We start from the raw sequence: 24,267 nt of genomic DNA, 5'->3' as shown, positions 1-24,267 counted from the left end.
CGAGAACCTCTCTCGAGAAGAGGGCCGCGCCTAGGCTTGTTGGCCTCACCACGAAGGAGTGCCGGTGTCCCCCACCACGCCCCGCGGCCCATCCCCCGATGCACGCGCCGCCGACCGCCCGGCGTCGGCGTAGGCCGGACAGGCGACGGTCGCTGCGTGGTTCACCAGCCAGACACGGTCCTGCAGCTCGTCGGGTGGATGCTCCTCGCCTGCGGTGCTGCGCTCTTCGCGCTCATGATCCTGGCGGCGGTGCTCGCAGCTCGACGGCAGGACTCCTCGAAGCGCAGGCTGCAGGCGCTCAGCGTGATCCTGGCGACGCTGGGCAGCCTGAGCGTCGTCATCGGCGGCGTGAGCCTCGCTGCCGGGACCTTCGCGTGATCTCCCGTGCCGCCGAGACGACCTAGCTCGCGAACACCGTCGTGAGCTCGCCGATCCCCTCGACTCGGATGCGCACCGAGTCGCCGTCGGCGACGGCGCGGTGGTCGCGGAGTGCATCTGGCAGCTTCTGCGGGGTGCCTGTCGCGATGACGTCACCCGGCTGGAGCGTGATGGACTGCGAGATGTACGAGACGAGCTCCGCGAACGGGAAGATGAGGGTCGACGTGCTCTGCGACACGGTCGTCTCGCCGTCCCGGATGACCTCGACGAGCAGGTCTGCGGGGTCGTCGATCTCGTCCGCCGTCACGATGGCGGGCCCGAGCGGCGCGAAGCCGTCGAAGCACTTTCCGAGCGTCCACTGGCTGGTGCGGTTCTGCCAGTCACGGGCAGACACGTCGTTGACGAGGGTGTAGCCGGCGACGTGCGCCAGCGCGTCCTCGGCGGATACGGCGTGCGCCGCCCGTCCGATGACCAGACCGATCTCGCCCTCATAGTCCACGTCGCTGCTCTGTGGGGGCAGCCTCACGGCGTCGTCTGGTCCGAGCAGCGTGTTCGCGGTCTTCACGAACACGTCGGGGCGTTCGGGGTCGGGCTGTCCCTCCCCGCCCGCGACCACATGGCCGCGGTAGTTGTAGCCGACGCAGAGCAGCACCCGCGGCGTCACGGGCGCGAGCAGTCGCTCCCCGTCGCGCAGCGGCAGGCCACTGACGTCGGCCGACGCGACCGCGGCGCGTGCATCCGCGAGCAGCTGCTCGTCGGAGAGCAGCTCGAGTGTCGATGCGACGAGACCGGCCAGGTCGAGGAGCCGATCACCCTCTGGCGACTCGACGAGGGCCGCGGGCACGCTCTGCCCGGCACGATCCCAGGTGACGATTCTCATGCGCCTGCTCCCCCGCTCACCAGTACCGCTGCCAGTCGGGACGCGACGCGCGCGTCAGCGCCTCCAGGAAGAAGTAGTCGCCCCAGAGTGTTCCCTCGTCGACGCCCACGAGCTTCGGCATGTCATACACCCCGTGCAGGAGGAGCGCGTCAGAGGACTCGGCCGGCCGCGGCGTGGCCTCGGCGATGAGCGCGTCGAGCTGCGCGTACGCGGCTGCGCGGGCGCGCGCCGACCGCTCGGGGTCCGGCTCGACCGCGGCGAGCTCGAAGAACCCGCAGGCGGCGATCGCGGCGGCAGAGCTGTCGCGGGGAGCGTCGCTGCCCTCGGTGTAGACGAGGTCCCAGTAGGGGATGCCGTCGCTCGGCAGGTGCGCGAGGTAGTAGTCGGCGCACCTCCAGGCAGCCTCGAGCTGCCTCGGGTCGCCAACGGCCTGCGAGTTGAGCGCGAAGCCGTAGATGCCCCAGGCTTCCCCGCGCGCCCAGCACGACTCGTCGAACGCGCCCTGCTCGGTGCCCCCGCGCAGGGGCTCGCCGGTCTCCGCGTCCCAGTAGAACGTGTGGAACGTGGAGTCGTCGGCGCGGAAGATCTGCGTGCGCAGCTGCTCCGTGTGGCGGCGGACCGCATCCGCGTATCGGGGGTCGCCCGTCTGCTCGCCGACCCACGTGAGCAGCGGCATGTTCATGAGGCTGTCGATGATGGCGCGGCCACGCTGCGCTGGGTCGCTGAGGTCCCCCCAGGCCTGCAGGATCCCGGCAGGCTCGAGGAAGCGCGTCATGAGCCGCTCCCCCGCCTTGATCCCGGCGGTGCGCCAGCGCTCATCGCCGGTCTGCTTCCACGCGGTGACGACCGAGAGCGAGTAGAGGAATCCGAGGTCGTGGGTCTCGAGGTCCTCGTCCCCGTAGAGGCGGCGCTCGAAGTCGGCGGCGTGCGCGAGGGCGGCTTCGTGGAAGGCCGCGTCGCCGGTGACATCGCCGGCGAGCCACATCATGCCCGGCCAGAAGCTCGTGGTCCAACCACGGTTGGCTCCCTCGGCGAATGCCTCGGTCGCGGGTCGCAGCAGGTAGCGGCCGTCGGTGGTCGTGTCGTCAGGGTAGGCGGCGCCGAACGCGACGATGTTGCGTCGGACGGTTTCGGTGGCCGCTGCCAGCGCGTTCTCCACGGTCGTGGATGCGGGCGCGAAAGTCATGGGAATTCCTTCGAGTGAGTTCGTGGTGTCCGTCAGGCCGCGGCGTGTGCCGGGGTCTGCTGCAGGGTGTAGCGGCCGCCAGCCCAGACGACGTAGAGGCAGGCGGCGGCCGAGAGCCCGATGGCGATGGCCGGGGCCGCGGTGAGCACCGCGGCCTGGACGGCGACGATCGCGAAGGACGCGAAGGTCATCGGCCAGCGGCGCACGGCGAGGAAGAGGGATGCGCGCACCAGCACGAGCAGGCGCGTGTCGTCGGCCTGCGTGATGGCGACGAGCGACACCGCTGCGGTCGCGAGCGTCAGGATCGCGACGACGGCCAGCAGCGGGACGATGAGGACGCCGATGCCGGTGGGAACGAGGACGAACACGTCCACGAGCGCGACCGTGACGACGGCGGAGGTGACCGCCGAGATCACGAGTGCACGCTTCCAGGTGCGGCGAACACCGCGGAGGAACGCGCGGATCACGTCGCTGTCGCCCTCGGCATGCGCGCGGAAGGTCGCGAATGCACCGGCGATGCCCGGGCCCGTGAGTGCCGCGCTCGCCGCGAGCAGCGGCCACGACAGCGATGGGTCCGTCGTCACGAGCAGCACGAGGAACGGCAGGCTCATGATGGCGAGCATGGCGTTCACGCCGAGGGCGAGGTACGCGACGTTGAACGCCGTCGAGTAGATGCTGTGCGGGATGCGCTTCATGATCAGCCCTTCAGTCCGCTCGTGGCGACGCCTTCGACGAAGTACCGCTGGCCGAGGAGGAAGACGATGGCGATCGGGATGACCGAGATCGTGAGCCCCGCGAAGAGCACGCCGTAGTCGACGTCGTACAAGCTGGAGACGAAGTTCTTCAGACCGAGCTGCATGGTCCAGAGGCTCGGGTCGCGCAGGTAGATGAGCGGTCCGAGGTAGTCGTTCCACGTGTTCACGAAGGTGAGCAGCGAGAGGCTGGCGATGGCGGGAATCGAGAGCGGCAGCATGATGCGCCGCCAGATGCCGTACTCGCTGAGGCCGTCGAGGCGTGCTGCCTCGGAGAGCTCCATGGGGATGGACTCGTAGAACTGCTTCATGAGGAACACGCCGAAGGCGCCGAAGGCCTGCAGCAGGATGATCGCCCAGAGCGTGTTCGAGAGGTTCGCGTTCGAGAGCATGATGAACTGCGGGATCATGTACGACTGCCACGGCACGGCGATCGTTCCGACGTAGAGCAGGAACAGCGCATCGCGGCCGGGGAACTTCACTCGCGAGAAGCCGTAGGCGGCGAACGAGCCGGTGAGCACCTGCAGCGCCGTGACGGTGACCGACAGGAACAGCGTGTTGCCGATCCAGGTCATGATGTCCGACTTGGTCCAGATGTCGACGTAGTTCTGCCAGACGAAGACCTCGGGGATCCATCTGACCGGCACCGAGAAGACCGCGTTCGCGTCTTTGAGGGAGCTCATGATCATCCAGAAGAACGGCGTGAGCATGGCTGCCGCGGCGATGATCAGCGCGATGTAGAGCAGCGCCTTCGCGAGCCCGGCCTTCTTCTTCTTGCCGGCTGCCGCGGGGTGCGCGGGCGGGTCGATGAGGAGGCGACGTGAGTCCTCTTCCGGGAGGACGACTGCCATGGTCTGGGACATCAGTTGTCCTTCCGCTTGTTCCACAGGAACTGGATGATCGTCACGACGATGCAGAGGAAGAACAGCACGACGGAGGCCGCTGACGCGTATCCGAACTCGTTCTCCTCGAAGCCCTTGCGGTAGATGAACTGTGAGATGACAGTCGTGGACTGTCCCGGCCCGCCCTCGGTGAGCACGAGGATGAGGTCGAAGATCTTGAAGGAGTTGATCGTCAGCATGACGGTGACGAAGAACATGGTCGGGCGCAGGCACGGGAGGGTCACGTTCCAGAAGCGCTGCCAGGCGTTGGCGCCGTCGACTCGGGCGGCCTCGTGCAGCTCGGGAGGCACCGTCTGGAGGGCCGCGAGGAAGAGCACCATGTAGTAGCCCATGTCGCGCCACGTGCTGATGATGACCACCGCCGGCATCGCCCACTCCGTGGAGGTGAGCCAGCCTGGCGGGTTGTCGATGCCGATGAGGCGCAGGCCCTCGTTGATGGGGCCGAAGTCCGGGCTGAAGAGCAGGTTCCAGACGAGCGCGATCGCGACGATCGACGTGATGTAGGGGAAGAACGCGGCGGTGCGGAAGAACGCGACGCCGCGGAGCTTGTTGTTGAGCAGCAGGGCGAGGCTCAGCGACACGACGATCGTGAGTGGGATGTGCAGCACCGAGTAGTAGATGGTGTTGCCGAAGGCGACCTGGAAGCTGCCGTCGTTGAAGAGTCGGGTGAAGTTGTCGAAGCCGATGAACGTGGACGTGCCGAAGATGTTCCAGTTCGTGAGAGACATGTAGAACATCACGATGACGGGCACGAGCGTCAGCGTCGCGAACCCGATGAAGTTCGGCAGGATGAAGCTCCACCCGACGAGGGTTGTCTTCCTTCGCAGGCGGTTGCGCTGCTTGCGCGCCTCGGCTGTCAACTCCGGCGGGGCTGCCGACGGCGGCGTCGGTTCCGTGGTGGTGGTCATGATTCTCCTGGAGAGAGGGTGCCGGTCGGCCGGTGAGAGAGCACCGGCCGACCGACGGCAAGGGGGTTAGTCGAGGCCGACTTCGTTGGCCACTCGGCCTTCGGCTTCAGCGATGGAGTCCTGCACCGACTTGGAACCGGAGAGGATCGAGGAGTGCATGTCGTTCAGGATGTTCTGGACGGCTGCGGTCTTCGAGTTGGTCGGGCTCTCGGGGAGCGTCTCGTGCGTCTGCACGGCGAACGCGGAGAGCTCGTCCTGCGGGGCGCCATCGACGGCGAAGTACGCCTCGACGACGGGGTCGCTCAGGAGCGCCGGCGTGATGCCGATGCCAGCGAGCTTGGTTGCCGCCTCTTCGCTCGCGGCGTAGGCGAGGAAGTCCTTGGCGGCCTGCGTCTTGCCCTCGTCGATGTTGGCGTTGATGCCGAACCCTGCCGGGTCACCGAACGTGACGGGAGTGTTGTCCATGCCGGTGGTGGATGCATCCATCTGCGGGACGGGTGCGATGCCCCACTCGAAGTCGTCGGCTTCGCCGGAGGCCTGCTGCGAGATGAGGGTCGCGACGAACCACGAGCCCATGGGGATCATCGCGGCCTTCTGCTTGCCGAACTCGCCCTGGTAGGTGAGCTTGTTGGCCGTGACCGTGTTGAAGGAGGCCTGCGCGCCGTCGTCCTGGAGCTTGAGCGACTTGTCGTAGTAGGGCGCGAAGTAGTCGTACTCGCCGCTGAAGATGTCGCCGCCGGCCTGCGCGTTCGCGAAGCCCTGCACGGTCGACTGCCAGCTGTGCTGGTGAGCACCCTTGGCGGTCGAACCCGCACCGGCGAGGTTCGTGGTCAGGAGGTCGGCGTTCTCGACGTAGTCATCCCAGGTCCAGCTGCCGTCGGGGTAGGCGACACCTGCCGCGTCGAAGAGGGCCTTGTTGTAGTAGAGCACCCACGAGTCCTGGCGGTAGGGAACCGCCCACGTCGTGCCGTCGATGTTGTACGACTCGGCACCGCTGATGCCCTCGGGGAGCGCGACGTCGGAGACGTCGAGGAGCTGTCCGCCCTCCTGGAAGGTCGTGACGAACTTGATCTCCTTCTGGGTGATGATGTCCGGCCCGGAGCCCGCCGCGAGGTCGGCGGTGATGAGGGTGTTGTACTCGGCGGGGTCGTAGTCGACGACCTCCACGGTCACGTCGGGGTACTTCTCCGTGAAGCCGTCTGCGAGCAGCTGGAACTCGGGGGTGGATGCGACGCTCCAGCCCGACACCGACAGCGTGATGGGGCCGTCTGGGTCGACGCTCCCGCCGCCGCTGCATCCGGTGAGGGCCAGTGCGGCGGCGGCGAGGCCCGCAGTGGCGATCATGGTGCGCTTCTTCATGGTGCTGCTCCTTTGCTGCAATGAACGAGATCCGCTTCGAATCTCTGAGAACCGACGCCCGGGCTACGAGAGGCGGTAGTTGGTGAGGTCGACGGCGCTGTGGGCTCCGTCTGACCAGGTGATGGCGGCTCGCTCTTCGGTGAGCTCGACGCCGGTGGTGCTGCTGGGGGTGTGGTCTGCGCCCGCGAGGGTGAGGTGCGCGGCGACCCAGGTGTCCGGTTCGACGGGGGCGTCGAGGATCGGGACCCGGGTGGATGCGCCGAGCGGGCTCGCATCCGTCCTCGTCACGGTCCGGGCCGTCGTGCCGGCCGTCAGCCCGCGGAGCGCGCTCGTGACCTGCGCGTCCTGTCGGCTCGTGACGGGCCAGCCGCCCCAGCGGAGCCGCCAGTCGGCCCCGTCGACCCCTGCCTCGGTGTCGGTGACCCGGGCGAGGCGCACTTCCTCGGCGCCGCGGACGACGGAGACGACCGTGAGCCGCGCGATGACGCTCGCGTCGCCGTCGAGGCCCGAACCGTGACGCTGCTGCTGCAGTGCTGGCTGCAGCGTGTGGGCGAGCCAGGTGGATGCGGCCACTCCGGCGGCGCCGTCCTCGCTCGTGCTGAGGAGCTCCATCGCGGCGCGGTGGGTGGCCGTGCCGGTTCCGTCGACGAGCGCCACCGACTGCTCGAGGGGCGCGTGCCAGGCGAGGTCGTCGAGCAGCGGGCTCGTTGCGCTCGAGTAGGCGAGGCGGGCGTAGAGGGGCGAGTCGCCGACGAGGGTGTTCGGCTTCGCGTGGTCGGTGCCGTGGTTGGCGATGCGAACGATGCCGTCGCGGCTCGTGCCGGTGACCACCCAGCCGGGGGCCGCGATCGTGCGCACGAAGTCGCCCTGTTCAACCGGGAGTGGCTCGGCCTCGGCGGCCCAGACGGGGTGGTCGGCGGGAAGCAGCACACCCAGGAGTCCCTTGGAGGCCCAGTACGGTGAGGCTGGCCCGGAGTAGGCCTGCGCGAGCTGCCGCCATTCACCGTGCCAGCCCATCGTGAGGAGGCCGCGCTCATCGGGAACACCGCGCTCGTCGAAGTGGGTGACGACCTTCTCGGCCGCGTGCCGAAGGGCGCCGAGCGACACGGAAGGGACCTCCGCGAGCGCGCCGACCCAGAACGGGGCAGCCGCCGCGAAGCGGTAGATGAGGCTGCGGCCCTGCAGGAGCGGCGAGCCGTCGCCGCCGATGAGGTGCACGGCGTCCTGCAGGAAGCGGTCGAGCGCGGCGACGTCGCCCTCGAGGCGGTCGCCTGCGAGCTCGTCGGCGCCGCGCATCCGGGCCCAGAGCACCGGGTAGATGTGCAGCGCCCAGCCGACGTAGTGGTCGTAGGAGCGCTCTTCCCCGTCGGACAGCCACCCGTCGGCACGCACGAACGAGTCGTGCAGAGCGAGGTCCGCGGTGACGTCCTCGGGCGACCACGGGCCGCCGACCGAGCGGAGGAAGGTCTGGACGACGAGGCGGAACCACAGCCAGTTGGTGCGCGGGTAGGTGTCGTCGCCGACGGCGGGAGCGAAGTAGTCGACGACACGCTGCTGCGTGAGCTCGTCGAGCGAGTCCCAGATCCAGGGACGGGTGAGGTCGAGGATGAGGGCGAGCGACGCCGCCTCGACCTTCGCCTGGGGGTGCTCCTCGAGCCGCACCCATCGGTCCGCGGCCTCGGGGTCGACACCGGTTCGGATGCCCTCGGAGAAGAAGGAGATCAGCTCGTCGACGCCCTGACCGCGCTCCCCGGCGATGCGGAATCCTGCGAGGAGGAAGGTGCGTGCGAAGCCCTCGAGGCCGTCGATGTCGTGGCCGTAGCCGCCCTCGGCGCCGGGAGGCGTGATGCGCGCCTTGCCCGGTGAGGCCCAGGCCATGGCTCCGGCAAGAAGGCGGTCGGCGTAGCCGGTCCAGTCGTCGCGGGTCCATGCCGACTGCGACGCTGACTGCGCCGCGGTGGCGGGCGACGCGGGCGTGAATGCAGTGGACACGGATTCTCCTTTGAATTGCCGTCCGAGGGAGGGTGAACCGTCTCCTCGGGGGTGGTGACATTTCCGAGCGTAGCAATCATTCTCGATCACAACAATGCGGTTATGATCGTGCATGATCGTTTACGATCGATTTGTGAAAGAGGTCAACGATGACAGACACCAGGCCTAAGCCGACGCTTCGCGCTCCCCTGCTGCACGCCTTCACGGCGCAGCTCGGGCTTCGAGGCGACCTCGATCTCGCAGCCGCCCTCCGCGCGATACTCGCCGACCCGAACGACGCCCTGCCCGTGCCACCCGCATCCTCGTGGGAGCCGGACGGACCAGACCCGATGACACTCGCCGCCCTGAGCGCGCGCGCCCGCACTGAGCGGGGCACCCCCTGGCCGCAGCCGCTCGCCAGCGACGCCGCCCGCTACCACGGCGACGGCGACCGCCTCGCCTGGGAGACGCCCGCCTTCGCGCGGCAGGAGCGCCTCACCCGCGTCGCCGTCGCCGCCACCGCCGACCCGGCGATGCTCGGTGACGTCGTCGACGGCATCACCCTCCTCTGCGAGCAGAGCTCCTGGTGCTGGCCCGCCCACGACGACACGCTCCAGCGCCACGGCTCGGTCCTCGCCACCGTCACCGACCCGTACCTCGACCTCGGAGCAGGCGAGGTCGTGGGCCAGCTCGCCTGGATCGACCAGCTGCTCGGCGACCAGCTCGACGCCCAGTACCCGGGTGTGCGAGCCCGCATCCGCCACGAGGCGCGCGTGCGGGTCTTCGAGCCGTTCACGCGCCGCCGCGACTGGCACTGGCTCGGCCTCGACGGCGACGCCCACAACTGGAACCCGTGGATCCACGGCAACGTGCTCGTCGCCGCGCTGCGCCTGCTCGACGACCCGACGGAGGCCGACGAGCGCGCCCGCATCCTCGCGCTCGTCATCGAGGGACTCGACCGGTACGTCGCCGTGCTCCCAGAAGACGGCGCCATCGACGAGGGCTACGCCTACTGGTGGAACGGCGCCTGCCGCCTTCTCGAGGCCCTCGACCTGCTCACCTCCGCGACCGGCGGCCGCCTCGACCCTGTGCCGAGCATCCGGGCGCTCCGCGAGACCGTGGCCTTCCCCCACCGCATGCACCTCGGCGTCGGCTGGTTCGTGAACGCCGCAGACGGACAGGCGAAGCCGAGCGCCGACCAGCCTTGGCACTCCCTCCACCGCGCCGCGGTGCGCGCCGGCGACCCCGACGCGCAGCGGTTCGCCGCCTCCCATCGGCGTCCGGATTCGCCAGCGGTCGTCGAGGCCGAGGGGCTCGGCCGGGTACTGCGCGGCATGACGGATGCGGCCTGGCTGCAGGCGAGGGCGTCAACTCCCCCGACGCCCGCCGCGACCTGGCTCCCGTCCACCCAGATGCTCGTCGCCCGCCAGCTCGAGGGCTCGTCTTCTGGCTTGTCGGTCGCGGTCAAGGGCGGGCACAACAACGAGCACCACAACCACAACGACGTCGGCAGCTTCCTGCTCGCCTCCGACGGGGTGCCCGTCATCGTCGACGCCGGCCGCCCGAGCTACGACGCCCGCACCTTCAGCGAGCGCCGCTACGAGCTGTGGCCGATGCAGAGCGAGTGGCACAACGTGCCGTTCGTCGCCGGGCGCGGCCAGCCGACCGGCCGCGAGCATGCCGCCACCGTCATCGACGTGCAGACGGGGGATGCCCCCTCGCTCGAGCTTGAGCTCGCCGGCGCCTACGACGTCGCCGAGCTCGAGTCCTGGCGCCGCGAGGTGCGCCTCGACCGCGAGCGTGCCGAGGTCCGCATCCACGACGCCTGGCGCTTCGCGCAGCCCGGCCCTGCGCCGGCCGCTGCGGCGGCCGCCCCGTCCCCCGCACCCCACGCGGGCCCCGCTCTCGCCGCGCCCGCCGAGCCCTCCGCGCCCGCAGAGTTGTGGCCAAACGCGATCGCCCGCGACACGAACCGCACTTCGCCACAACTCTCCGCCACGGAAGCCGCACCCGCGCCCCACGCACCCACGCCCGCCACATCCCCCGCGCCCGATCCGGCCGCCCCACCCGCAGAATCCACCAGCTCCCCCGCGCCCGCAGCTGCCCCCGCAGAGCCCGCGGCCGTGGCCGAAGAGCCCGCGGCGGGCAAAAAGTTGTGGGCAAACGCGATCGGGCGCGACGCGAACCGGACTTCGCCACAACTCTCCGCAGCGGAAGCCGCCGGTGCGACGCAGCTGCGGCTTCTGCTCGCCGGGGAGGTCGCGCTCGACGGCGACGAGGACAGCGCCAGCGCCAGCGCCAATGCCGGCCCCGCTCGCCGCGGCGCGACGGTGACCCCGCTCGCCGGCGCTCCGCGCATCCGCATCACATGGGACGAGGGCGTGCACGCGAGCCTGACGCCCATCGAGCTCGAGGATCCGATGCTCACGGACGTGTGGGGCCCTAGACTCGTGCGACTCGACCTCGACGTCGCACACCGGTCAACGCTGACCGTCACCGCGCGACAAGAGCACTCGACACTGCCCCTCGGGCAGACAGAAGCTGTGGGGGTCACAGAATGATGGAACAGGGATCACGACTCGCGACCGAGCGGCGGGACCTCATCCTCGAGCGGCTACTCGCGTCCGGCGCGGTGCGGGTCGCCGAGCTCACCGACGCTCTGGATGTCACGCCCGTCACGCTCCGACGCGACCTGCAGCAGCTGGAAGCGGAGGGGCTGCTCGTGCGCGTGCACGGCGGCGCGGTGCTCCCGCCCGACGGCGCACCGGCCCTGCAGGCGCGCCAGGCGAACAACGGCGCGCAGCAGACCATCGGCGTGCTCGTGCCGTCACTCGACTTCTACTGGCCGCGCGTCATCCGCGGCATGGAGCAGGCGGCCCGCGAGCAGGGCGCGAAGCTCCTGCTCCGCGGCACGTCCTACGAGATGCAGGATGAGCGGCCCGTGCTCGAGCGCATGGTCGAGCACGAGGGCGTCACCGGCCTTGTCGTCGCGCCCAACACCGACACCGACCACGCGCGCGAGGTCATGGAGTGGCTGCACGAATCCGGCCTGCCGTTTGTGCTCGCCGAACGCGACGCCGTCGTCGGCCCCGACCGCACCCCGGCCGAATCGGTCACCACCGACCACGCGCTGGGCGCCGTGCTCGCGGCCCGGCACCTTGCGCAGCTCGGGCACCGCAAGGTCGGCCTCTTCATCTCGCGGAACTCCCCCACCTCGCGCAAGATCATCGCGGGCTGGTCGGCCGCCTGCCGCGAGCTTGGCCTCACCCCGGGCGAGCACGTCGAGCGCATCCTGCCCGACCGCCGCGATCCGCGATTCTCGGGGGCAGTGGATGCCGTGCTCGATGCAGTCCTCGAGGCGGGCGTCACGGCCCTCCTCGTGCACTCCGACCGGGAGGCGATGGCGATCATCGACGTCGCCCTCGCCCGCGGGCTGAGCGTGCCGGAGGACCTGTCGGTGGTCGCCTACGACGACGAGGTCGCCGACCTCTTCACGCCGGCGCTGACCGCGGTCACGCCGCCCCGCTCCTCGCTCGGGCGGGCCGCCGTGACGACCCTGCTCGCGCGCATCGCCGACCCGACGCGCCCCGTGCACCGCACCGTGCTCAGCCCGAGCTTCAACTCGCGACTCTCCACGGCACCGCCTCGCGACAGCTGAGGCGTTTGCGGGCGTTCTCCCAGCCTTCCCGCCCGGGCATCCCCCTAAGCTCTTCCGAAGCAAGGGGAGTACTCCCGTCTGCGGTGTGCCCGTCAATACGAGCGTGATTCCACGTTCCGGGGCACCGGTTCCGCCAGCACCACCCGAGAGGGAAGCCGGCCGGAGCGGAGGAGACCTTGGTGTCGTTGTCGAACACCAATCCCCCTTTGGAGTACCCCCATGCAGGTCACGACCTCTGTCTGGCTGATCACGATCGCGGTGACGATCGGATTCTTCGTCTACGAGTTCTTCGCGCACGTGCGGAAGCCGCACGAGCCGACCATCCGCGAATCCGCTCGCTGGTCGGCGTTCTACATCGGCCTCGCGCTGCTATTCGGCGTCGGCATCGGCTTCGTTACCGACTGGCGCTACGGCGGCGAGTACTTCGCCGGCTACCTGACCGAGAAGGCGCTGTCGCTGGACAACCTCTTCCTGTTCCTCATCATCATGACCGGCTTCGCGGTGCCCAAGATCTACCAGCAGAAGGTGCTGATGATCGGCATCGTCATCGCGCTCATCATGCGCGGTGGCTTCATCGCCGTGGGGGCCGCCCTCATCGAGAACTTCTCCTGGGTCTTCTACCTGTTCGGCGCGCTGCTGTTCGTGCTCGCCTACCAGCAGATCAAGGGCGACCACGGAGACCCCTCGAACAACGCCTTCATGCGCTTCGTACGCCGCATCCTGCCCGTCACGGATGAGTACCACGGCGACAAGATGACCGTGAAGAAGGATGGCAAGCGCTTCGTCACCCCGATGCTCCTCACGATCGTCGCGATCGGCTTCATCGACCTGGTCTTCGCGCTCGACTCGATCCCCGCGATCTACGGGCTCACCAACGAGGCGTACATCGTGTTCACCGCGAACGCCTTCGCGCTCATGGGCCTGCGCCAGCTGTTCTTCCTCATCGGCGGACTGCTCGAGCGCCTCGTCTACCTCAGCCAGGGCCTCGCCGTGATCCTCGGCTTCATCGCCGTGAAGCTCGTCTTCCACGCCCTGCACGTCAACGAGGTTCCGTTCATCAACGGCGGCGAGCCGCTGCTGTGGGTGCCGGAGATCCCGATCTGGTTCTCGCTCACGTTCATCGGCGCGACCATCGCGGTCGCCACGATCGCGAGCCTCCTCAAGACGCGGAACGACCGCAGCAAGTCCGAGCGCTCCACGGTGCAGGACGAGCCCATCGAGACGGCGGCCGACGCTGCGGATGCGCCCCGCGCCGCCAGCGCGGGCCGCGCCGCGAGCGACGCGACCTCGAGCGGGTCCCCCGTCCCCGGCGGCGACTCCCGCGACGCCTAGCCGCCGCAGAACCCAGACACCGCAAACGCTGCCCGGCGTTTCGCCCTCTGAGACCACTCTCAGAGGGCGAAACGCCGGGCAGCGTCGCAGATGGGGCGAAAGCTACGATGCGACGCCTCGGCGAGGACAGGCCCAGCGCTCCAGTTGACGCGCGTTAGTCAGTGTCGTACTGTGCTCCTATCGCTCGCATTAACGCGAGTTAGTCAACGAAGACAGGATTCCAATGAGCGGTCAGAATGCGTCGGCACACGGGGGTCCCGTGCGTGCGAAGGCAGTCACGATGGCCGACGTGGCACGCCACGCGGGCGTCAGCCGGACGGCAGTCTCCTTCGCTCTGAACGGAACGGACGCGGCCATCCCGGAGGGCACCAGGCGCCGCATCCGCGATGCCGCAGCCGAGCTCGGGTACCGCCCGAACGCGGCAGCCAGAGCACTCGCCGTCCAGCGCACCGGATGGTATGGCCTCGTCACGGAGATCGTGACGGCCCCGTTCGCCGTCGACATCGTGAAGGGCGCCCAGGCCGCCGCGTGGGAGCTCGGCAGCTTCCTCCTCATCGCCCCGAGCGACGAGGAGCCGACCATGGAGTCGCTCGCGATCGAGAAGCTGCTCGAGCAGCGGGTCGAGGGCATCATCATCGCCGCGACCTGGCACCGCGGCATCCGCGTCCCGGACAACGCGCACGACGTGCCCTGCGTGCTGGTGAACTGCTACGACCTCGACAACCGAGTGCCGAGCATCGTCCCCGATGAACGCCAGGGCGGGCGCACGGCCGCTCGCGCGCTCCTCGACGCCGGACACGAGCGCATCGGCCACATCACGCTCTCCCCCGGTATCGCGGCGACGGTCGGCCGCCTCGCGGGCCTCCGCGACGAGATGCGCCTGGCGGGGCTCCCCCTCGGCGACGAGCTCATCGAGTCGAGCGACGGGACAGCGGATGGTGGCTACGCCGCGGCCACCAGACTCCTCGATCTGCCCGAGCGACCGACCGCGATCTTCTGCGGCAACGACCGCGTCGCGATGGGCGCCTATGACGCCATCAAGGAACGCGGGCTCCGGATTCCCGAGGACATCTCCGTCGTGGGCTTCGACGACCAAGAGATCCTGGCCGGCTACCTGCGACCCGGCCTGACCACCGTCGCCCTTCCCTTCGAGGAGATGGGCGCGGCAGGGGTGACCATGCTCACCTCGCTGGCAGCGGGCGAGACGATCACCGATCGACAGATCGAGATCGCCTGCCCGCTGCGCTCGCGCTCGTCCATCGGAGGTCGAATCCGATGATCGAGCAAATCCCTCCCCTGCGAACTCCTACGCACGCGAAGAAAGAGACACCATGACCCTATCCATCAGACAGCGCGTCGTCACCGTGGTCGGCATGGGCGCCGTTGCCGCGGTCGCCATGTCCGGCTGCACTGCGTCCGCTTCCGGCGCCGGTGAAGCACTCCTGACGATCCCTCGCGAGGACATGGGGACGTTCAGCCAGAACTTCAACCCGTTCTCGCCGACCGCCGCCCCGATGACGCAGCAGGCGATCTACGAGTCGATGCTCATCTACAACCCCGCCGCTGGGGACACCGTGCCGTGGCTCGCCGAGTCCTGGGAGACGAGCGGTGACGGCCTCACGCAGACCTTCGACCTCCGCGACGGCGTGCTGTGGTCCGACGGCGAGGCGTTCACCGCCGACGACGTCGTGTTCACCGTCGACCTGCAGCGCGAGCTGCTCGGCGGATTCGACTACCTCGCCGACGCCAAGGCCGTCGATGCGGACACAGTCGAGTTCACGCTCTCGAAGCCGTACAGCCCGGCGCTCTACGAGCTGGGCCAGCTGACGCTCGTCCCCGAGCACATCTGGGCGGCCGAGGAAGATCCCGGCAACTTCGAGAACCCTCTACCCGTCGGCACCGGCCCCTACACGGAGGTCACGAACTTCCAGGCGCAGTCGTTCGACCTCCTGCCGAACCCGAACTACTGGCAGGAGGGCGCCCAGAACATCCCCGGCATCCGGATGCTGGCGTTCGCCGGAAACGACGGGGCCAACCTGGCGGCCATCAACGGCGATGTCGATTGGGCCCCGCAGTACATTCCGAACATCCAGACCGCGTTCGTCGACCGCGACCCCGAGAAGCGGCACTACTGGTTCCCGCCGACGGGATCGATGATCAACTGGCAGCTCAACACGACGCTCCCGATGTTCTCCGACGTCCGCGTCCGGCAGGCGCTGTCCATGGCACTCGACCGCGAGCAGATCGTCGACGTCGGCATGTCCGGCTACACGAAGGCGGCGGACTGCACCGGGCTCTCTGGCGCGTATGACACCTGGCGCGACGAGGCGGTCGCGAGCTCCTGCGGCTGGGCCTCGCTCGACCTCGCAGCGGCGGCAGACCTCCTCGACGCGGCTGGATACCCGGAGGGCGCAGACGGGACGCGGACCACCCCGGACGGCCAGCCGTTCTCCTTCACCATCTCGGTCGGCTCGACGTCGAGCGACTGGCTCTCGGTCGCGAACATCATCGCGCAGAACCTGGGCGAGCTCGGCATCCAGGCGACCGTCGATTCGCCAGACTGGGCCTCGGTCGTCGCCGGATACGAGACCGGCGACTTCGAGACCGGCATCGTCTGGAGCGCCGCCGCGCCGACTCCGTACCAGTACTACCGCAACACGATGTCGACGGAGACCGTCGTTCCCGTCGGCGAGCAGACCTTCGACAACTACCACCGCTTCGGCAGTGCGGACGCCGATGCGCTGCTCGCCGAGCTGGCCAGCGCGTCCGAGCCGGAGCAGCAGGCAGCCGCGACCTCGGGCCTGCAGCAGCTCTTCGCGGAGCAGACCCCGGTCGTCCCCCTATTCTCGGGCCCTGAATGGGGTGCGTACACGACCGAGCGCTTCGTCGGCTGGCCGACGGAGGAGGACCCGTACGCGACCCTCGCGACCCGTTCCTCCACCACCGTGCTCGTGCTCACGAAGCTGACACCCGCCGAGTAGCAGCCGCCTTCTCTCGCCGCCGGCCGGGCCATACCCCGGTCGGCGGCCCAGCCGCCGCCTGCCCTGAAGGGGCCGCGCCGCCATCCCATCTACTCCACCCGCTCCATCCATCGAGGAGGATGTCGTGAGCTTCATTCTGCGCAGGCTCGGGTTCTACCTGCTGGCCTTCTGGGTCTCCATAACCCTCAATTTTCTCCTCCCGCGTCTCATGCCGGGAGACCCCGTGACGCGCATGCTCTCGCGTTCTCAGCAGCGGCTCGACCCTGAGCAGGTCGATTCCCTTCGCGAGATGCTCGGCGTCAACGGCGGCCCATGGTGGCAGGAGTACCCCGAGTACCTGGTGCGCATCCTCACCGGCGACTTCGGCGTCTCCATCTCGAGGTTCCCGACCCCCGTCACGGAGGTCATCGCCCAGCAGCTGCCGTGGACGCTGCTCCTCGGCGCCGTGTCCCTGTTCATCGCCGTGATCATCGGCAACCTCCTCGGCATCCTGGCCGCGTGGCGTCGGGGCGGCGTGCTCGACTCGATCGTCCCGCCCCTACTGGTCTTCATCGGCTCGTTCCCCTACTTCTGGCTCGCGATGGGCGCGCTCTACGTCTTCGGAGTCATGCTCGGGTGGGCCCCGCTGCGGCACGCGTTCAGCGTCGGCCTCACCCCGTCGTGGGATCCGGTGTTCATCAGCGACGTCGCGGCACACCTGGTCCTGCCTGCGCTCTCCATCGTGCTGGTGTCGATCGGCGGGTGGATGCTCGGCATGCGCAACACGATGATCGCCACGAACTCGGAGGACTACATCCTCATGGCGGAAGCGAAGGGGCTCAGCTCGTCGCGCGTCATGCTCCGGTACGGGGCCAGGAACGCGCTGCTCCCAAGCGTCACCTCCATCGGGATGAGCCTCGGCTTCATCGTCGGCGGGGCTCTGCTCACCGAGGTCGTCTTCGCCTACCCGGGCGTCGGCTACCAGCTGCTCGCTGCCGTCCAGGGCCTCGACTACCCGCTCATGCAGGGCCTGTTCCTCACGATCACCGCCGCGGTGCTCCTCGCGAACTTCCTCGTCGACCTCATCTACGTCCGACTCGACCCGCGCGTTCGCGTGCGCTGAGAGGTACCCATGTCGATCCAAAGCCCCGAGTCGCTCGCGCACGCCTCAGCCGTCCGCGACGCGAGCCAACCGCCGAGCACCAGCTCGATCGCCACCCGTGAGCCGGATGCGCAGAACCGCTCGCGCGGACGTCAGCTGACGCGCCTGCTCCGCGCCCTGCTGCGCAACAAGAAGGCGCTGTCCGGGCTCATCATCCTGCTGGTCTTCGTGGTGCTTGCGCTCACCGCACCCGTGATCTTCCCAGGTGACCCGTCTCGGATCGGGTCGGGCGGAGCAACGCCACCCAGCGCGGATCACCTGCTGGGCACGACCGCGAAGGGGCAGGATGTGCTCGCGCTCACCGTCTGGGGAGCTCGCTCGAGCCTGCTCGTCGGGTTCGTCGCGGGTGTGCTCTCGACGCTCGTCGGCATCGTCGTCGGGCTCACGAGCGCCTTCTTCGGCAAGCGCGTCGACGACGCGCTCTCGCTGGTGACGAACGTCTTCCTCCTGATTCCCGGCCTCCCGCTGCTGGTGCTGCTCGCCGCGTTCCTCCCGCCGGGACTCGGCACGGTCATCGCTGTGCTGGTCATCACGGGCTGGGCTGGCAGCGCTCGGGTGCTCCGCGCTCAGGGCCTCTCGATCCGCGGCAAGGACTACATCGGCGCCGCCATCACCTCCGGAGAGCGACCGCTGTCGATCATCCTGCGGGAGATGCTGCCCAACGTGGCATCGATCGTGATGACCACGCTCCTCGCCTGCATCATCGGGGCGATCGGAGCGCAGGCCGGCCTCGAATTCCTCGGGCTCGGCGACCCGAACACCCTCTCGTGGGGCACCAACCTGTTCTGGGCGTCCAGCGACGGCGCGCTCATGATCGGCCAGTGGTGGATCTTCGTCCCCTCCGGTCTCGCGATCGCGCTCGTCGCCTTCGCCCTCGCCCTCTGCAACTACGCGGTCGACGAGGTCACCAACCCACGGCTCCGGAGGCCGCGCACCGCGCGGACCGCAACGGCACCCACGACCGTCGACCGCAAGGAGCAGGCACGATGAGCGTCCTCGAAGTCCGCGACCTCACGGTCGACTACGTCAGCGACGAGCGGTCCGTCCGCGGCGCCGACCGCGTGTCCTTCTCGATCGCGCAGGGTGAGATCCTCGGCCTCGCCGGGGAGTCCGGCTGCGGGAAGTCGACGTGCGCGAACGCCATCATGCGGCTGCTGAAGGAGCCGGCCCGGATCACGGGCGGCAGCATCCTCTTCGACGGCCAGGATGTGCTGAGCATGGACGCCGGGCGCCTTCGCGATTGGCGCTGGCGGGAGGTGGCCATGGTCTTCCAATCGGCGATGAGCTCGCTCAACCCGGTGATGCGCATCGGCGACCAGCTCGTCGACACGCTGCGGGCTCACGAGCGCATCTCGAAGCGCGACGCATGGCGCCGCGCAGGGGAGCTCCTCGAGATGGTCAGGGTGGGCGCGGACCGTCTCCGCTCGTACCCGCACCAGCTCTCCGGTGGCCAGCGACAGCGGGTGGTCATCGCGATGGCCTGCTCGCTCCGCCCCCGCCTGCTGATCCTCGATGAGCCCACGACGGCCCTCGATGTCGTGGTGCAGCAGGACATCCTGCAGCAGATCCGGGACCTCCAGCAGGAGCTCGACTTCGCCGTGCTGTTCATCACCCACGACATGTCGCTCATGCTCGAGCTGTCCGATCGCATCGGCATCATGGTCGCCGGCCGCATCGTGGAGGTCGCGCCCGCCGCGGTCATCCGGGACGGCGCGCGTCATCCGTACACCCGGGCGCTGCTCGGGGCGTTCCCACCGATCAGCGGCCCGAGGACGAAGCTCTCCGGCCTGGCTGAGGGTGTGCGCTTCACCGATGTCCCCGACCTCGTCGAGGTCGCCCCTGGCCACCTCGTCGCTCCGAGCGGCGCACTGATCGAGGAGGAGACGCGATGAGCGTCGTCACCGAGCACGAACCCGTCCTGCGCGTGCGGGGCCTCTCCAAGCGGTTCCCCGGTGCCGGCCTCTTCGGCCGCCGCGGCGCGGTGGATGCCCTGTCCGACGTCGACCTGTCGATCGGCCGCGGTGAGATCGTCGCGCTCGTCGGCGAGTCCGGGTCGGGCAAGTCGACGCTGGCGCGGTGCGTCGCGCGCCTCGAGCAGCCGACGTCGGGAACCGTCGAGCTCGACGGAGTGGATGTCCTGCGCTCCGAGCGCCGCTCAGCCTCCCGCGCCTACCGGAACCGCGTGCAGATGGTGTTCCAGGACCCCTTCGGATCGCTCAACCCGGCCCACCGCGTCGGGGCGGTCCTCGAGCGGAACTTCCAGCTGCACGGCATGGGCCAGGGCGACGTGCACGAACGCTGCGCCCAGCTCGTCGAGTCGGTGGGCCTGGATCGCCAGGTCCTGAGCGCATTCCCGCACGAGCTCTCGGGCGGCCAACGGCAGCGCATCGCCATCGCACGCGTGCTGGCCGTTGAGCCCGATGTCATCCTCGCCGACGAACCGACGTCGATGCTCGACGTCTCCGTGCGCATCGGCGTGCTGAACCTGCTCGCCGGGCTCAGGGACGAACGCGGCATCGCCATGCTCTACGTCACGCACGACCTCGCCTCGGCGAGGTACCTCGCCGATCGGATCCTGGTCATGCACCGCGGACGGATCGTCGAGGGCGGCGAGTCGACCACGCTGCTCGCCAACCCCAGCCACCCCTACACGCGCCTGCTCGTCGGCGCCGTCCCCGACCCCAATCGGAGCTCCGCGCCGGATGTCGGCGTTCGCGCCCGCCTGCGGGAGGAGATCGCCGCGTGGACCTCCGCGCCAGCGCTCTCGCGCCGCATCGTCGACGCCGACAACGACCACTGGGTGCTCGCACCCGAGGAGAACGAATGACCGACACCACCGTCCGCGCCGACGAGCAGCTCGTAAGGGCTCAATCGGACCGGCTTCGCCCCGCCTTCCACTTCACCTCGCCGGCCGGCTGGCTCAACGACCCGAACGGGGTCGCGCAGATCGACGGCCTCCACCACCTCTTCTACCAGCACAACCCGGAAGCTCCGGTGCACAACCGCATCCACTGGGGTCACGCCGTCAGCGACGATCTCGTGCACTGGCGCGATCGTCCGATCGCGCTCCGCCCCGGAGAGGGCGCCGACGGCGACGGCTGCTGGTCCGGCGTGCTCGTCGACGACGCTGGCACGCCGACACTCGTCTACTCTGGCCGCCAGGGGCTCCGCGAGCTGCCGTGCCTCGCCGTCGGCTCGGCCGATCTCGAGGAGTGGTCGCCGCTGCCTGAGCCGGTCATCTCGACCCCTCCCGAAGGTGACCTCACGGCGTACCGCGACCACTGCGTGTGGCGCGAGGGCGACGTGTGGCGCCAGCTCATCGGCTCGGGGGTGCGCGGGGACGGTGGGTGCGCATTCCTCTACGAGTCCACTGACCTCCGCGAGTGGCGGCTCATCGGCCCGCTCGCGTCGCTCCCCGCTGGCCAGATCGCCCTCGACGACCCGGACTGGACGGGAACGATGTGGGAGTGCGTCGACTTCTTCCGGCTGCTCCCCGGCGACTCAGCTGGAACCGCGGCGACGGCAGCGCCGGACGCCGCGAGCGGCGACCCGCACGCGCTCATCTTCTCCGCATGGCACGAGGGCGCGACCCTGCATCCGCTGATCGCCCTCGGGAGCTATCGGGGTGACCGGTTCCAGATCGACCGTGTCCAGCGGCTCGATCTCGGGAGGCGCCACGCCTACGCCCCGCAGACGTACCGCGACGAGGCGGGCCGACGCATCCTCTGGTCGTGGATGCAGGAGGGGCGCACCGACGAGGCCATGATCGCCTCGGGCTGGTCGGGGGCCATGGCCCTCCCCCGGACCCTGTGGCTCGACCGTGACGGCGTCGTCCGACAGGAGCCGGTTCCGGAGTTCGCCGCCCTGCGAACGCACGAGCTCGCCGGCGACTGGTCTGGCGACACCCTCGACATCGAGGTGGATGCGCTCGTCGGGGACGGTCAGCGGCTCGCCGTGACCGTTCTCGCCACCCCGGACGGCGAGGAGGCGTGTGTCGTCGAGCTCGCTCGCCGGGACGGAGCGCTGCACCTGAGCCTCGACCGATCCCGGTCCTCCGCCGACACGACCGCGGACCGTTCGCGCCTCGCCGGCACGGTGCCGGAGCCGGGCACCGCCGACGACCGCGAGCGCCCCTCGCGTCTCCGCATCGTCGTCGATCGGTCCTCGATCGAGGTGTTCTGCGATGGCATCGCCCTGACGGCTCGTGTCTACCCCACCCGCACCGATGCGCTCGGCGCGAGAGTCGAGGGGAACGCGGCGGTCACGCGCGCGACCGCGTGGCACATGGCAGGCGCCGAGGAGCACAACCGGATCCAGCTGCACTGAACACGGCACCGACCCACCCCCGAGGGAACCTGATGACGAGCACCGCACCGACCACCTTCCGTCCCGCGTTCCACATGAGCGTGCCCCGCGGGTGGAAGAACGATCCGCAGCGCCCCATCCGCGTGGGCGACGAGTACCTCTCCTACTACCTGGCGAACGACGACTACGTCGAGGGCGGGATCGGAACTTCGTGGCGGCTCGCGACCACGCGGGACCACGTTCGCTTCAGCGATCAGGGAACGGCGATCCCCAAGTTCGCGAACGGGAACGGGGACTGCTGGTCGGGCTCCGTCGTCGTCGATGCGCACAACACGGCCGGGTACGGACGTGACGCGGTTGTCGGGCTGGTCACGCAGGCGCCGGCTGGCGTGCAGGCGGTGTACCTCTGGGTCTCGACGGATGGCGGGCGCACCTTCACGCCTGGCCCGCCCGACCCCGTCCTCGCGAACCCCGGGGTCGTCGACTTCCGCGACCCGAAGGTCGTGTGGGATGACGACCGTGCGCGCTGGTGCATGCTCCACGCGGAGGGCGACACGATCGGCTTCTACGTGTCGGCTGACCTGCACGGTTGGCGGCGGGTCGGCGAGCATCGCATCGAGGGCATCGGCCTCCTCGAATGCCCCGACCTGTTCCGGATGCGCGCGAGCGACGGCACGCGGCACTGGGTCCTCGGCACGAGTGCGAACGGCAAGGCTAGGGGCCTGCCCGCGACGTACGCCTACTGGGTCGGCGAGTTCGATGGCTCGGCCTTCACCTGCGACGAGCGGGAGGCCCTGTGGCTCGACCACGGGTTCGACTTCTACGGCGCCGTCACCTACGACGCGCATGACGCGGGCGGAGACGTCGACGAGTCGCTGCGCCGCGCCATCGGCTGGGCGAACTTCTGGGACTACCCGCACAATGCGCCATCGATGGTGACCGACGGGTACAACGGCGACGACATGATCGTGCGGGAGCTTCGCCTGCACCGACGCGGCAGCGGCTACGCGCTGAGCGCTCAGCCACCGGCCGCGCTCCTGGAGCACGCCACTCGCCGCCATTCGCTGGGGACCGTCGCCGTCGCCGGGTTCTCGGACCTCGAGGTGCGGGCGGTGGCGTACGAGCTGCGCTGCGAACTGCGCTGGGATCCGAGCTCGCCACCCACCGGTGCCGGGCTGGAGCTCCGTCGCGCGAGCGGGGGTGCTCGGCGCATCGGGGTAGGGCTGTCGTTCGCGGATGCCTCGATCTCCGTGGACCGCGGTGAGACGTGGAGCCCGAGCGGCGGCGCGACGACGACGAGCATCGACGCGTCGACGGGATCGCTCCACCTTCGGATCCTCGTCGACCGGTCCAGCATCGAGGTCTTCGTCGGCGAGGGGTTCGAGGTGCACTCGCATCGTGTGTTCCCGCTGCCAGCCGACGACGGCATCCGGCTGCTCGCCGCGGGCGGCCAGATGACCTTCGCGGACCTCGAGATCATCGAGCTCGAGGTCCGCTGAGGCGCATTCGCCCGTGTGCTCAGTCCAGCGCGGCCGAGACGGGCACGCGTGGCCGGGGCTCTTCAGCCAGCTCGGCGGATGAGGGCGGGTCCGCGCCGGGACGGGAGACGGTGATCGCCGCCGCCCTGGCCGCTCGTTCCAGCAGGCTGCTCAGGTCTGCGCGATCGATGCGGCGGAGGGCCCCGCGGGCCGCGCCGTCCCTGAAGCCGAGCCGGAGCATGCCCTCGATGATCGCCGACATGAACGTGTCACCGGCGCCCACCGTGTCGGCCACCGCCACCGAGGCCGCGGCGACGTCCGTCGTTCCGGCCTCGGTCACTGCGGTTGCACCGTTGCCCCCTGCGGTCACGACGACGACCGAGGGGCCCATCGCGCGCCAGGCGCTGGCGACGTCGACGAGGCGTTCCCCGGGGTAGAGCCAGGCGAGGTCCTCGTCGCTGGCCTTCACGACATCCGCGAGCGCCACGATCTCCTCGACGCGCCCACGGACCTCGCGGTGATCGCCGAGGAGTGCAGGCCTGATGTTCGGGTCGTAGGTGACGAGCGCGCCTCCGCGCAGTCGCCGGATCGCCTGGAGCACCTCGCGTGCGCCCGGCTCGAGCAGCGCCGCGATGGACCCGGTGTGCACGATGCCGGCAGTCACGGCGTCATCGACTCGGACGTCCCAGTCGAGCTGGAAGTCGTAGCTCGCCGACCCCGACTCGTCGAGGAATGCGGTCGCCGTCGACGTGGTGCCTGTGCTCGATCCCCCTCCGGTCAGGATCTCGACGCCGGACGCCTGCAGCCACGCGCGGACGCTCTCGCCGCGCCGGTCGTCGCCGATCCGCGTCAGCAGGCGGGGGCGACAGCCGAGTCGTCCGAGCGCGAGCGCCACGTTCGCGGGGCTTCCCCCTGGGCTCTCGTCGATGCTCCCGTCCACCCGGTGGACGACATCGACGAGCGCCTCGCCGATGACGAGGACGCTGGCGGTTGACAGGCCGGGCGCCATGCCTGCGGTGTCTGCGGTGCCTCGCAT

The 24,267-nt window shown here is 69.6% G+C and carries 20 protein-coding genes; 12 read left to right on the top strand and 8 right to left on the bottom strand.

Going from position 1 to position 24,267, the window contains the following annotated elements; genetic code table 11:
- Positions 1-156 precede the first annotated feature (156 nt).
- Positions 157-378 carry a hypothetical protein gene (locus C5E06_RS02445; protein WP_104305886.1) on the top strand — a complete coding sequence of 74 codons (222 nt, stop codon included), beginning with the start codon at positions 157-159 and terminating at the stop codon, positions 376-378.
- A gap of 22 nt (positions 379-400) precedes the next feature.
- Here C5E06_RS02445 and C5E06_RS02440 read toward each other — a convergent pair whose 3' ends face one another.
- The 7 genes from C5E06_RS02440 to C5E06_RS02410 form a co-directional block, all read right to left on the bottom strand.
- A complete protein-coding gene (locus C5E06_RS02440; protein ID WP_104305885.1) occupies positions 401-1,258 on the bottom strand; it encodes a fumarylacetoacetate hydrolase family protein in 858 nt (285 codons plus the stop codon).
- A 16-nt stretch (positions 1,259-1,274) separates the two neighbouring features.
- A complete protein-coding gene (locus tag C5E06_RS02435; protein ID WP_104298285.1) occupies positions 1,275-2,444 on the bottom strand; it encodes a glycoside hydrolase family 88 protein in 1,170 nt (389 codons plus the stop codon).
- 32 nt (positions 2,445-2,476) lie between these two features.
- Positions 2,477-3,139, bottom strand: a complete 663-nt coding sequence (locus C5E06_RS02430; protein WP_104240348.1) for a ferredoxin-NADPH reductase — start codon at positions 3,137-3,139, stop codon at positions 2,477-2,479.
- A 2-nt stretch (positions 3,140-3,141) separates the two neighbouring features.
- Positions 3,142-4,059, bottom strand: a complete 918-nt coding sequence (locus C5E06_RS02425) for a carbohydrate ABC transporter permease (RefSeq protein ID WP_228496633.1) — start codon at positions 4,057-4,059, stop codon at positions 3,142-3,144.
- A complete protein-coding gene (locus C5E06_RS02420) occupies positions 4,059-5,006 on the bottom strand; it encodes a carbohydrate ABC transporter permease (RefSeq protein WP_104240347.1) in 948 nt (315 codons plus the stop codon). The genes C5E06_RS02425 and C5E06_RS02420 overlap by 1 nt, the downstream gene beginning before the upstream one ends.
- Positions 5,007-5,072: 66 nt before the next feature.
- Positions 5,073-6,365 carry an extracellular solute-binding protein gene (locus C5E06_RS02415; RefSeq protein ID WP_104305884.1) on the bottom strand — a complete coding sequence of 431 codons (1,293 nt, stop codon included), beginning with the start codon at positions 6,363-6,365 and terminating at the stop codon, positions 5,073-5,075.
- 63 nt (positions 6,366-6,428) lie between these two features.
- Complete coding sequence (locus tag C5E06_RS02410; RefSeq protein WP_258067466.1) at positions 6,429-8,357, bottom strand: DUF2264 domain-containing protein; 1,929 nt, start codon at positions 8,355-8,357, stop codon at positions 6,429-6,431.
- A 149-nt stretch (positions 8,358-8,506) separates the two neighbouring features.
- Here C5E06_RS02410 and C5E06_RS02405 point away from each other — a divergent pair, with 149 nt between their 5' ends.
- The 11 genes from C5E06_RS02405 (at position 8,507) to C5E06_RS02355 (ending at position 23,252) form a co-directional block, all read left to right on the top strand.
- A complete protein-coding gene (locus C5E06_RS02405; protein ID WP_258067465.1) occupies positions 8,507-10,897 on the top strand; it encodes a heparinase II/III family protein in 2,391 nt (796 codons plus the stop codon).
- Positions 10,894-11,994 carry a substrate-binding domain-containing protein gene (locus C5E06_RS02400; RefSeq protein ID WP_104240334.1) on the top strand — a complete coding sequence of 367 codons (1,101 nt, stop codon included), beginning with the start codon at positions 10,894-10,896 and terminating at the stop codon, positions 11,992-11,994. The genes C5E06_RS02405 and C5E06_RS02400 overlap by 4 nt, the downstream gene beginning before the upstream one ends.
- Positions 11,995-12,213: 219 nt before the next feature.
- The gene (locus C5E06_RS02395; RefSeq protein WP_104305882.1) at positions 12,214-13,326 is read left to right on the top strand and encodes a TerC family protein; all 1,113 of its coding nucleotides are present in this window, start codon (positions 12,214-12,216) and stop codon (positions 13,324-13,326) included.
- Positions 13,327-13,549: 223 nt separating this feature from the next.
- Complete coding sequence (locus C5E06_RS02390; RefSeq protein WP_104240332.1) at positions 13,550-14,605, top strand: LacI family DNA-binding transcriptional regulator; 1,056 nt, start codon at positions 13,550-13,552, stop codon at positions 14,603-14,605.
- Between the two features lie 52 nt (positions 14,606-14,657).
- Entirely contained in the window at positions 14,658-16,307 is a 1,650-nt protein-coding gene (locus tag C5E06_RS02385; RefSeq protein WP_104240331.1) for an ABC transporter substrate-binding protein, read from the top strand.
- A 124-nt stretch (positions 16,308-16,431) separates the two neighbouring features.
- On the top strand, positions 16,432-17,409 hold the full coding sequence (locus tag C5E06_RS02380; protein ID WP_104240330.1) for an ABC transporter permease: 978 nt from the start codon (positions 16,432-16,434) through the stop codon (positions 17,407-17,409).
- A gap of 9 nt (positions 17,410-17,418) precedes the next feature.
- Positions 17,419-18,438 carry an ABC transporter permease gene (locus C5E06_RS02375; protein ID WP_104240329.1) on the top strand — a complete coding sequence of 340 codons (1,020 nt, stop codon included), beginning with the start codon at positions 17,419-17,421 and terminating at the stop codon, positions 18,436-18,438.
- Positions 18,435-19,340 (top strand): ABC transporter ATP-binding protein, encoded by a 906-nt coding sequence (locus C5E06_RS02370; protein ID WP_104298238.1) that lies wholly within the window; start codon positions 18,435-18,437, stop codon positions 19,338-19,340. The genes C5E06_RS02375 and C5E06_RS02370 overlap by 4 nt, the downstream gene beginning before the upstream one ends.
- Entirely contained in the window at positions 19,337-20,275 is a 939-nt protein-coding gene (locus tag C5E06_RS02365) for an ABC transporter ATP-binding protein (RefSeq protein ID WP_104305881.1), read from the top strand. The genes C5E06_RS02370 and C5E06_RS02365 overlap by 4 nt, the downstream gene beginning before the upstream one ends.
- Positions 20,272-21,774 carry a glycoside hydrolase family 32 protein gene (locus tag C5E06_RS02360; protein WP_104305880.1) on the top strand — a complete coding sequence of 501 codons (1,503 nt, stop codon included), beginning with the start codon at positions 20,272-20,274 and terminating at the stop codon, positions 21,772-21,774. The genes C5E06_RS02365 and C5E06_RS02360 overlap by 4 nt, the downstream gene beginning before the upstream one ends.
- Before the next feature lie 32 nt (positions 21,775-21,806).
- Complete coding sequence (locus C5E06_RS02355) at positions 21,807-23,252, top strand: glycoside hydrolase family 32 protein (protein ID WP_104305879.1); 1,446 nt, start codon at positions 21,807-21,809, stop codon at positions 23,250-23,252.
- Between the two features lie 19 nt (positions 23,253-23,271).
- On the opposite strand, the gene C5E06_RS02350 is transcribed toward C5E06_RS02355, so the two are convergent.
- A complete protein-coding gene (locus tag C5E06_RS02350) occupies positions 23,272-24,267 on the bottom strand; it encodes a PfkB family carbohydrate kinase (protein WP_258067464.1) in 996 nt (331 codons plus the stop codon).

Source organism: Pseudoclavibacter sp. RFBI5 (assembly GCF_002931395.1).
In the GTDB taxonomy this organism is placed as follows: Bacteria; Actinomycetota; Actinomycetes; order Actinomycetales; family Microbacteriaceae; genus Pseudoclavibacter.
Note: the sequence above shows the minus strand (reverse complement) of the source record. Positions and strands in the feature narration are given on the sequence as shown.

Bases quoted from the DNA above. Each gene is read 5' to 3' on its own strand.
- C5E06_RS02440 (WP_104305885.1), bottom strand. From the start codon at position 1,258: ATGAGAATCGTCACCTGGGATCGTGCCGGGCAGAGCGTGCCCGCGGCC.
- C5E06_RS02435 (WP_104298285.1), bottom strand. From the start codon at position 2,444: ATGACTTTCGCGCCCGCATCCACGACCGTGGAGAACGCGCTGGCAGCG.
- C5E06_RS02430 (WP_104240348.1), bottom strand. From the start codon at position 3,139: ATGAAGCGCATCCCGCACAGCATCTACTCGACGGCGTTCAACGTCGCG.
- C5E06_RS02425 (WP_228496633.1), bottom strand. From the start codon at position 4,059: ATGTCCCAGACCATGGCAGTCGTCCTCCCGGAAGAGGACTCACGTCGC.
- C5E06_RS02420 (WP_104240347.1), bottom strand. From the start codon at position 5,006: ATGACCACCACCACGGAACCGACGCCGCCGTCGGCAGCCCCGCCGGAG.
- C5E06_RS02415 (WP_104305884.1), bottom strand. From the start codon at position 6,365: ATGAAGAAGCGCACCATGATCGCCACTGCGGGCCTCGCCGCCGCCGCA.
- C5E06_RS02405 (WP_258067465.1), top strand. From the start codon at position 8,507: ATGACAGACACCAGGCCTAAGCCGACGCTTCGCGCTCCCCTGCTGCAC.
- C5E06_RS02400 (WP_104240334.1), top strand. From the start codon at position 10,894: ATGATGGAACAGGGATCACGACTCGCGACCGAGCGGCGGGACCTCATC.
- C5E06_RS02395 (WP_104305882.1), top strand. From the start codon at position 12,214: ATGCAGGTCACGACCTCTGTCTGGCTGATCACGATCGCGGTGACGATC.
- C5E06_RS02390 (WP_104240332.1), top strand. From the start codon at position 13,550: ATGAGCGGTCAGAATGCGTCGGCACACGGGGGTCCCGTGCGTGCGAAG.
- C5E06_RS02385 (WP_104240331.1), top strand. From the start codon at position 14,658: ATGACCCTATCCATCAGACAGCGCGTCGTCACCGTGGTCGGCATGGGC.
- C5E06_RS02375 (WP_104240329.1), top strand. From the start codon at position 17,419: ATGTCGATCCAAAGCCCCGAGTCGCTCGCGCACGCCTCAGCCGTCCGC.
- C5E06_RS02370 (WP_104298238.1), top strand. From the start codon at position 18,435: ATGAGCGTCCTCGAAGTCCGCGACCTCACGGTCGACTACGTCAGCGAC.
- C5E06_RS02365 (WP_104305881.1), top strand. From the start codon at position 19,337: ATGAGCGTCGTCACCGAGCACGAACCCGTCCTGCGCGTGCGGGGCCTC.
- C5E06_RS02360 (WP_104305880.1), top strand. From the start codon at position 20,272: ATGACCGACACCACCGTCCGCGCCGACGAGCAGCTCGTAAGGGCTCAA.
- C5E06_RS02355 (WP_104305879.1), top strand. From the start codon at position 21,807: ATGACGAGCACCGCACCGACCACCTTCCGTCCCGCGTTCCACATGAGC.
- C5E06_RS02350 (WP_258067464.1), bottom strand. From the start codon at position 24,267: ATGCGAGGCACCGCAGACACCGCAGGCATGGCGCCCGGCCTGTCAACC.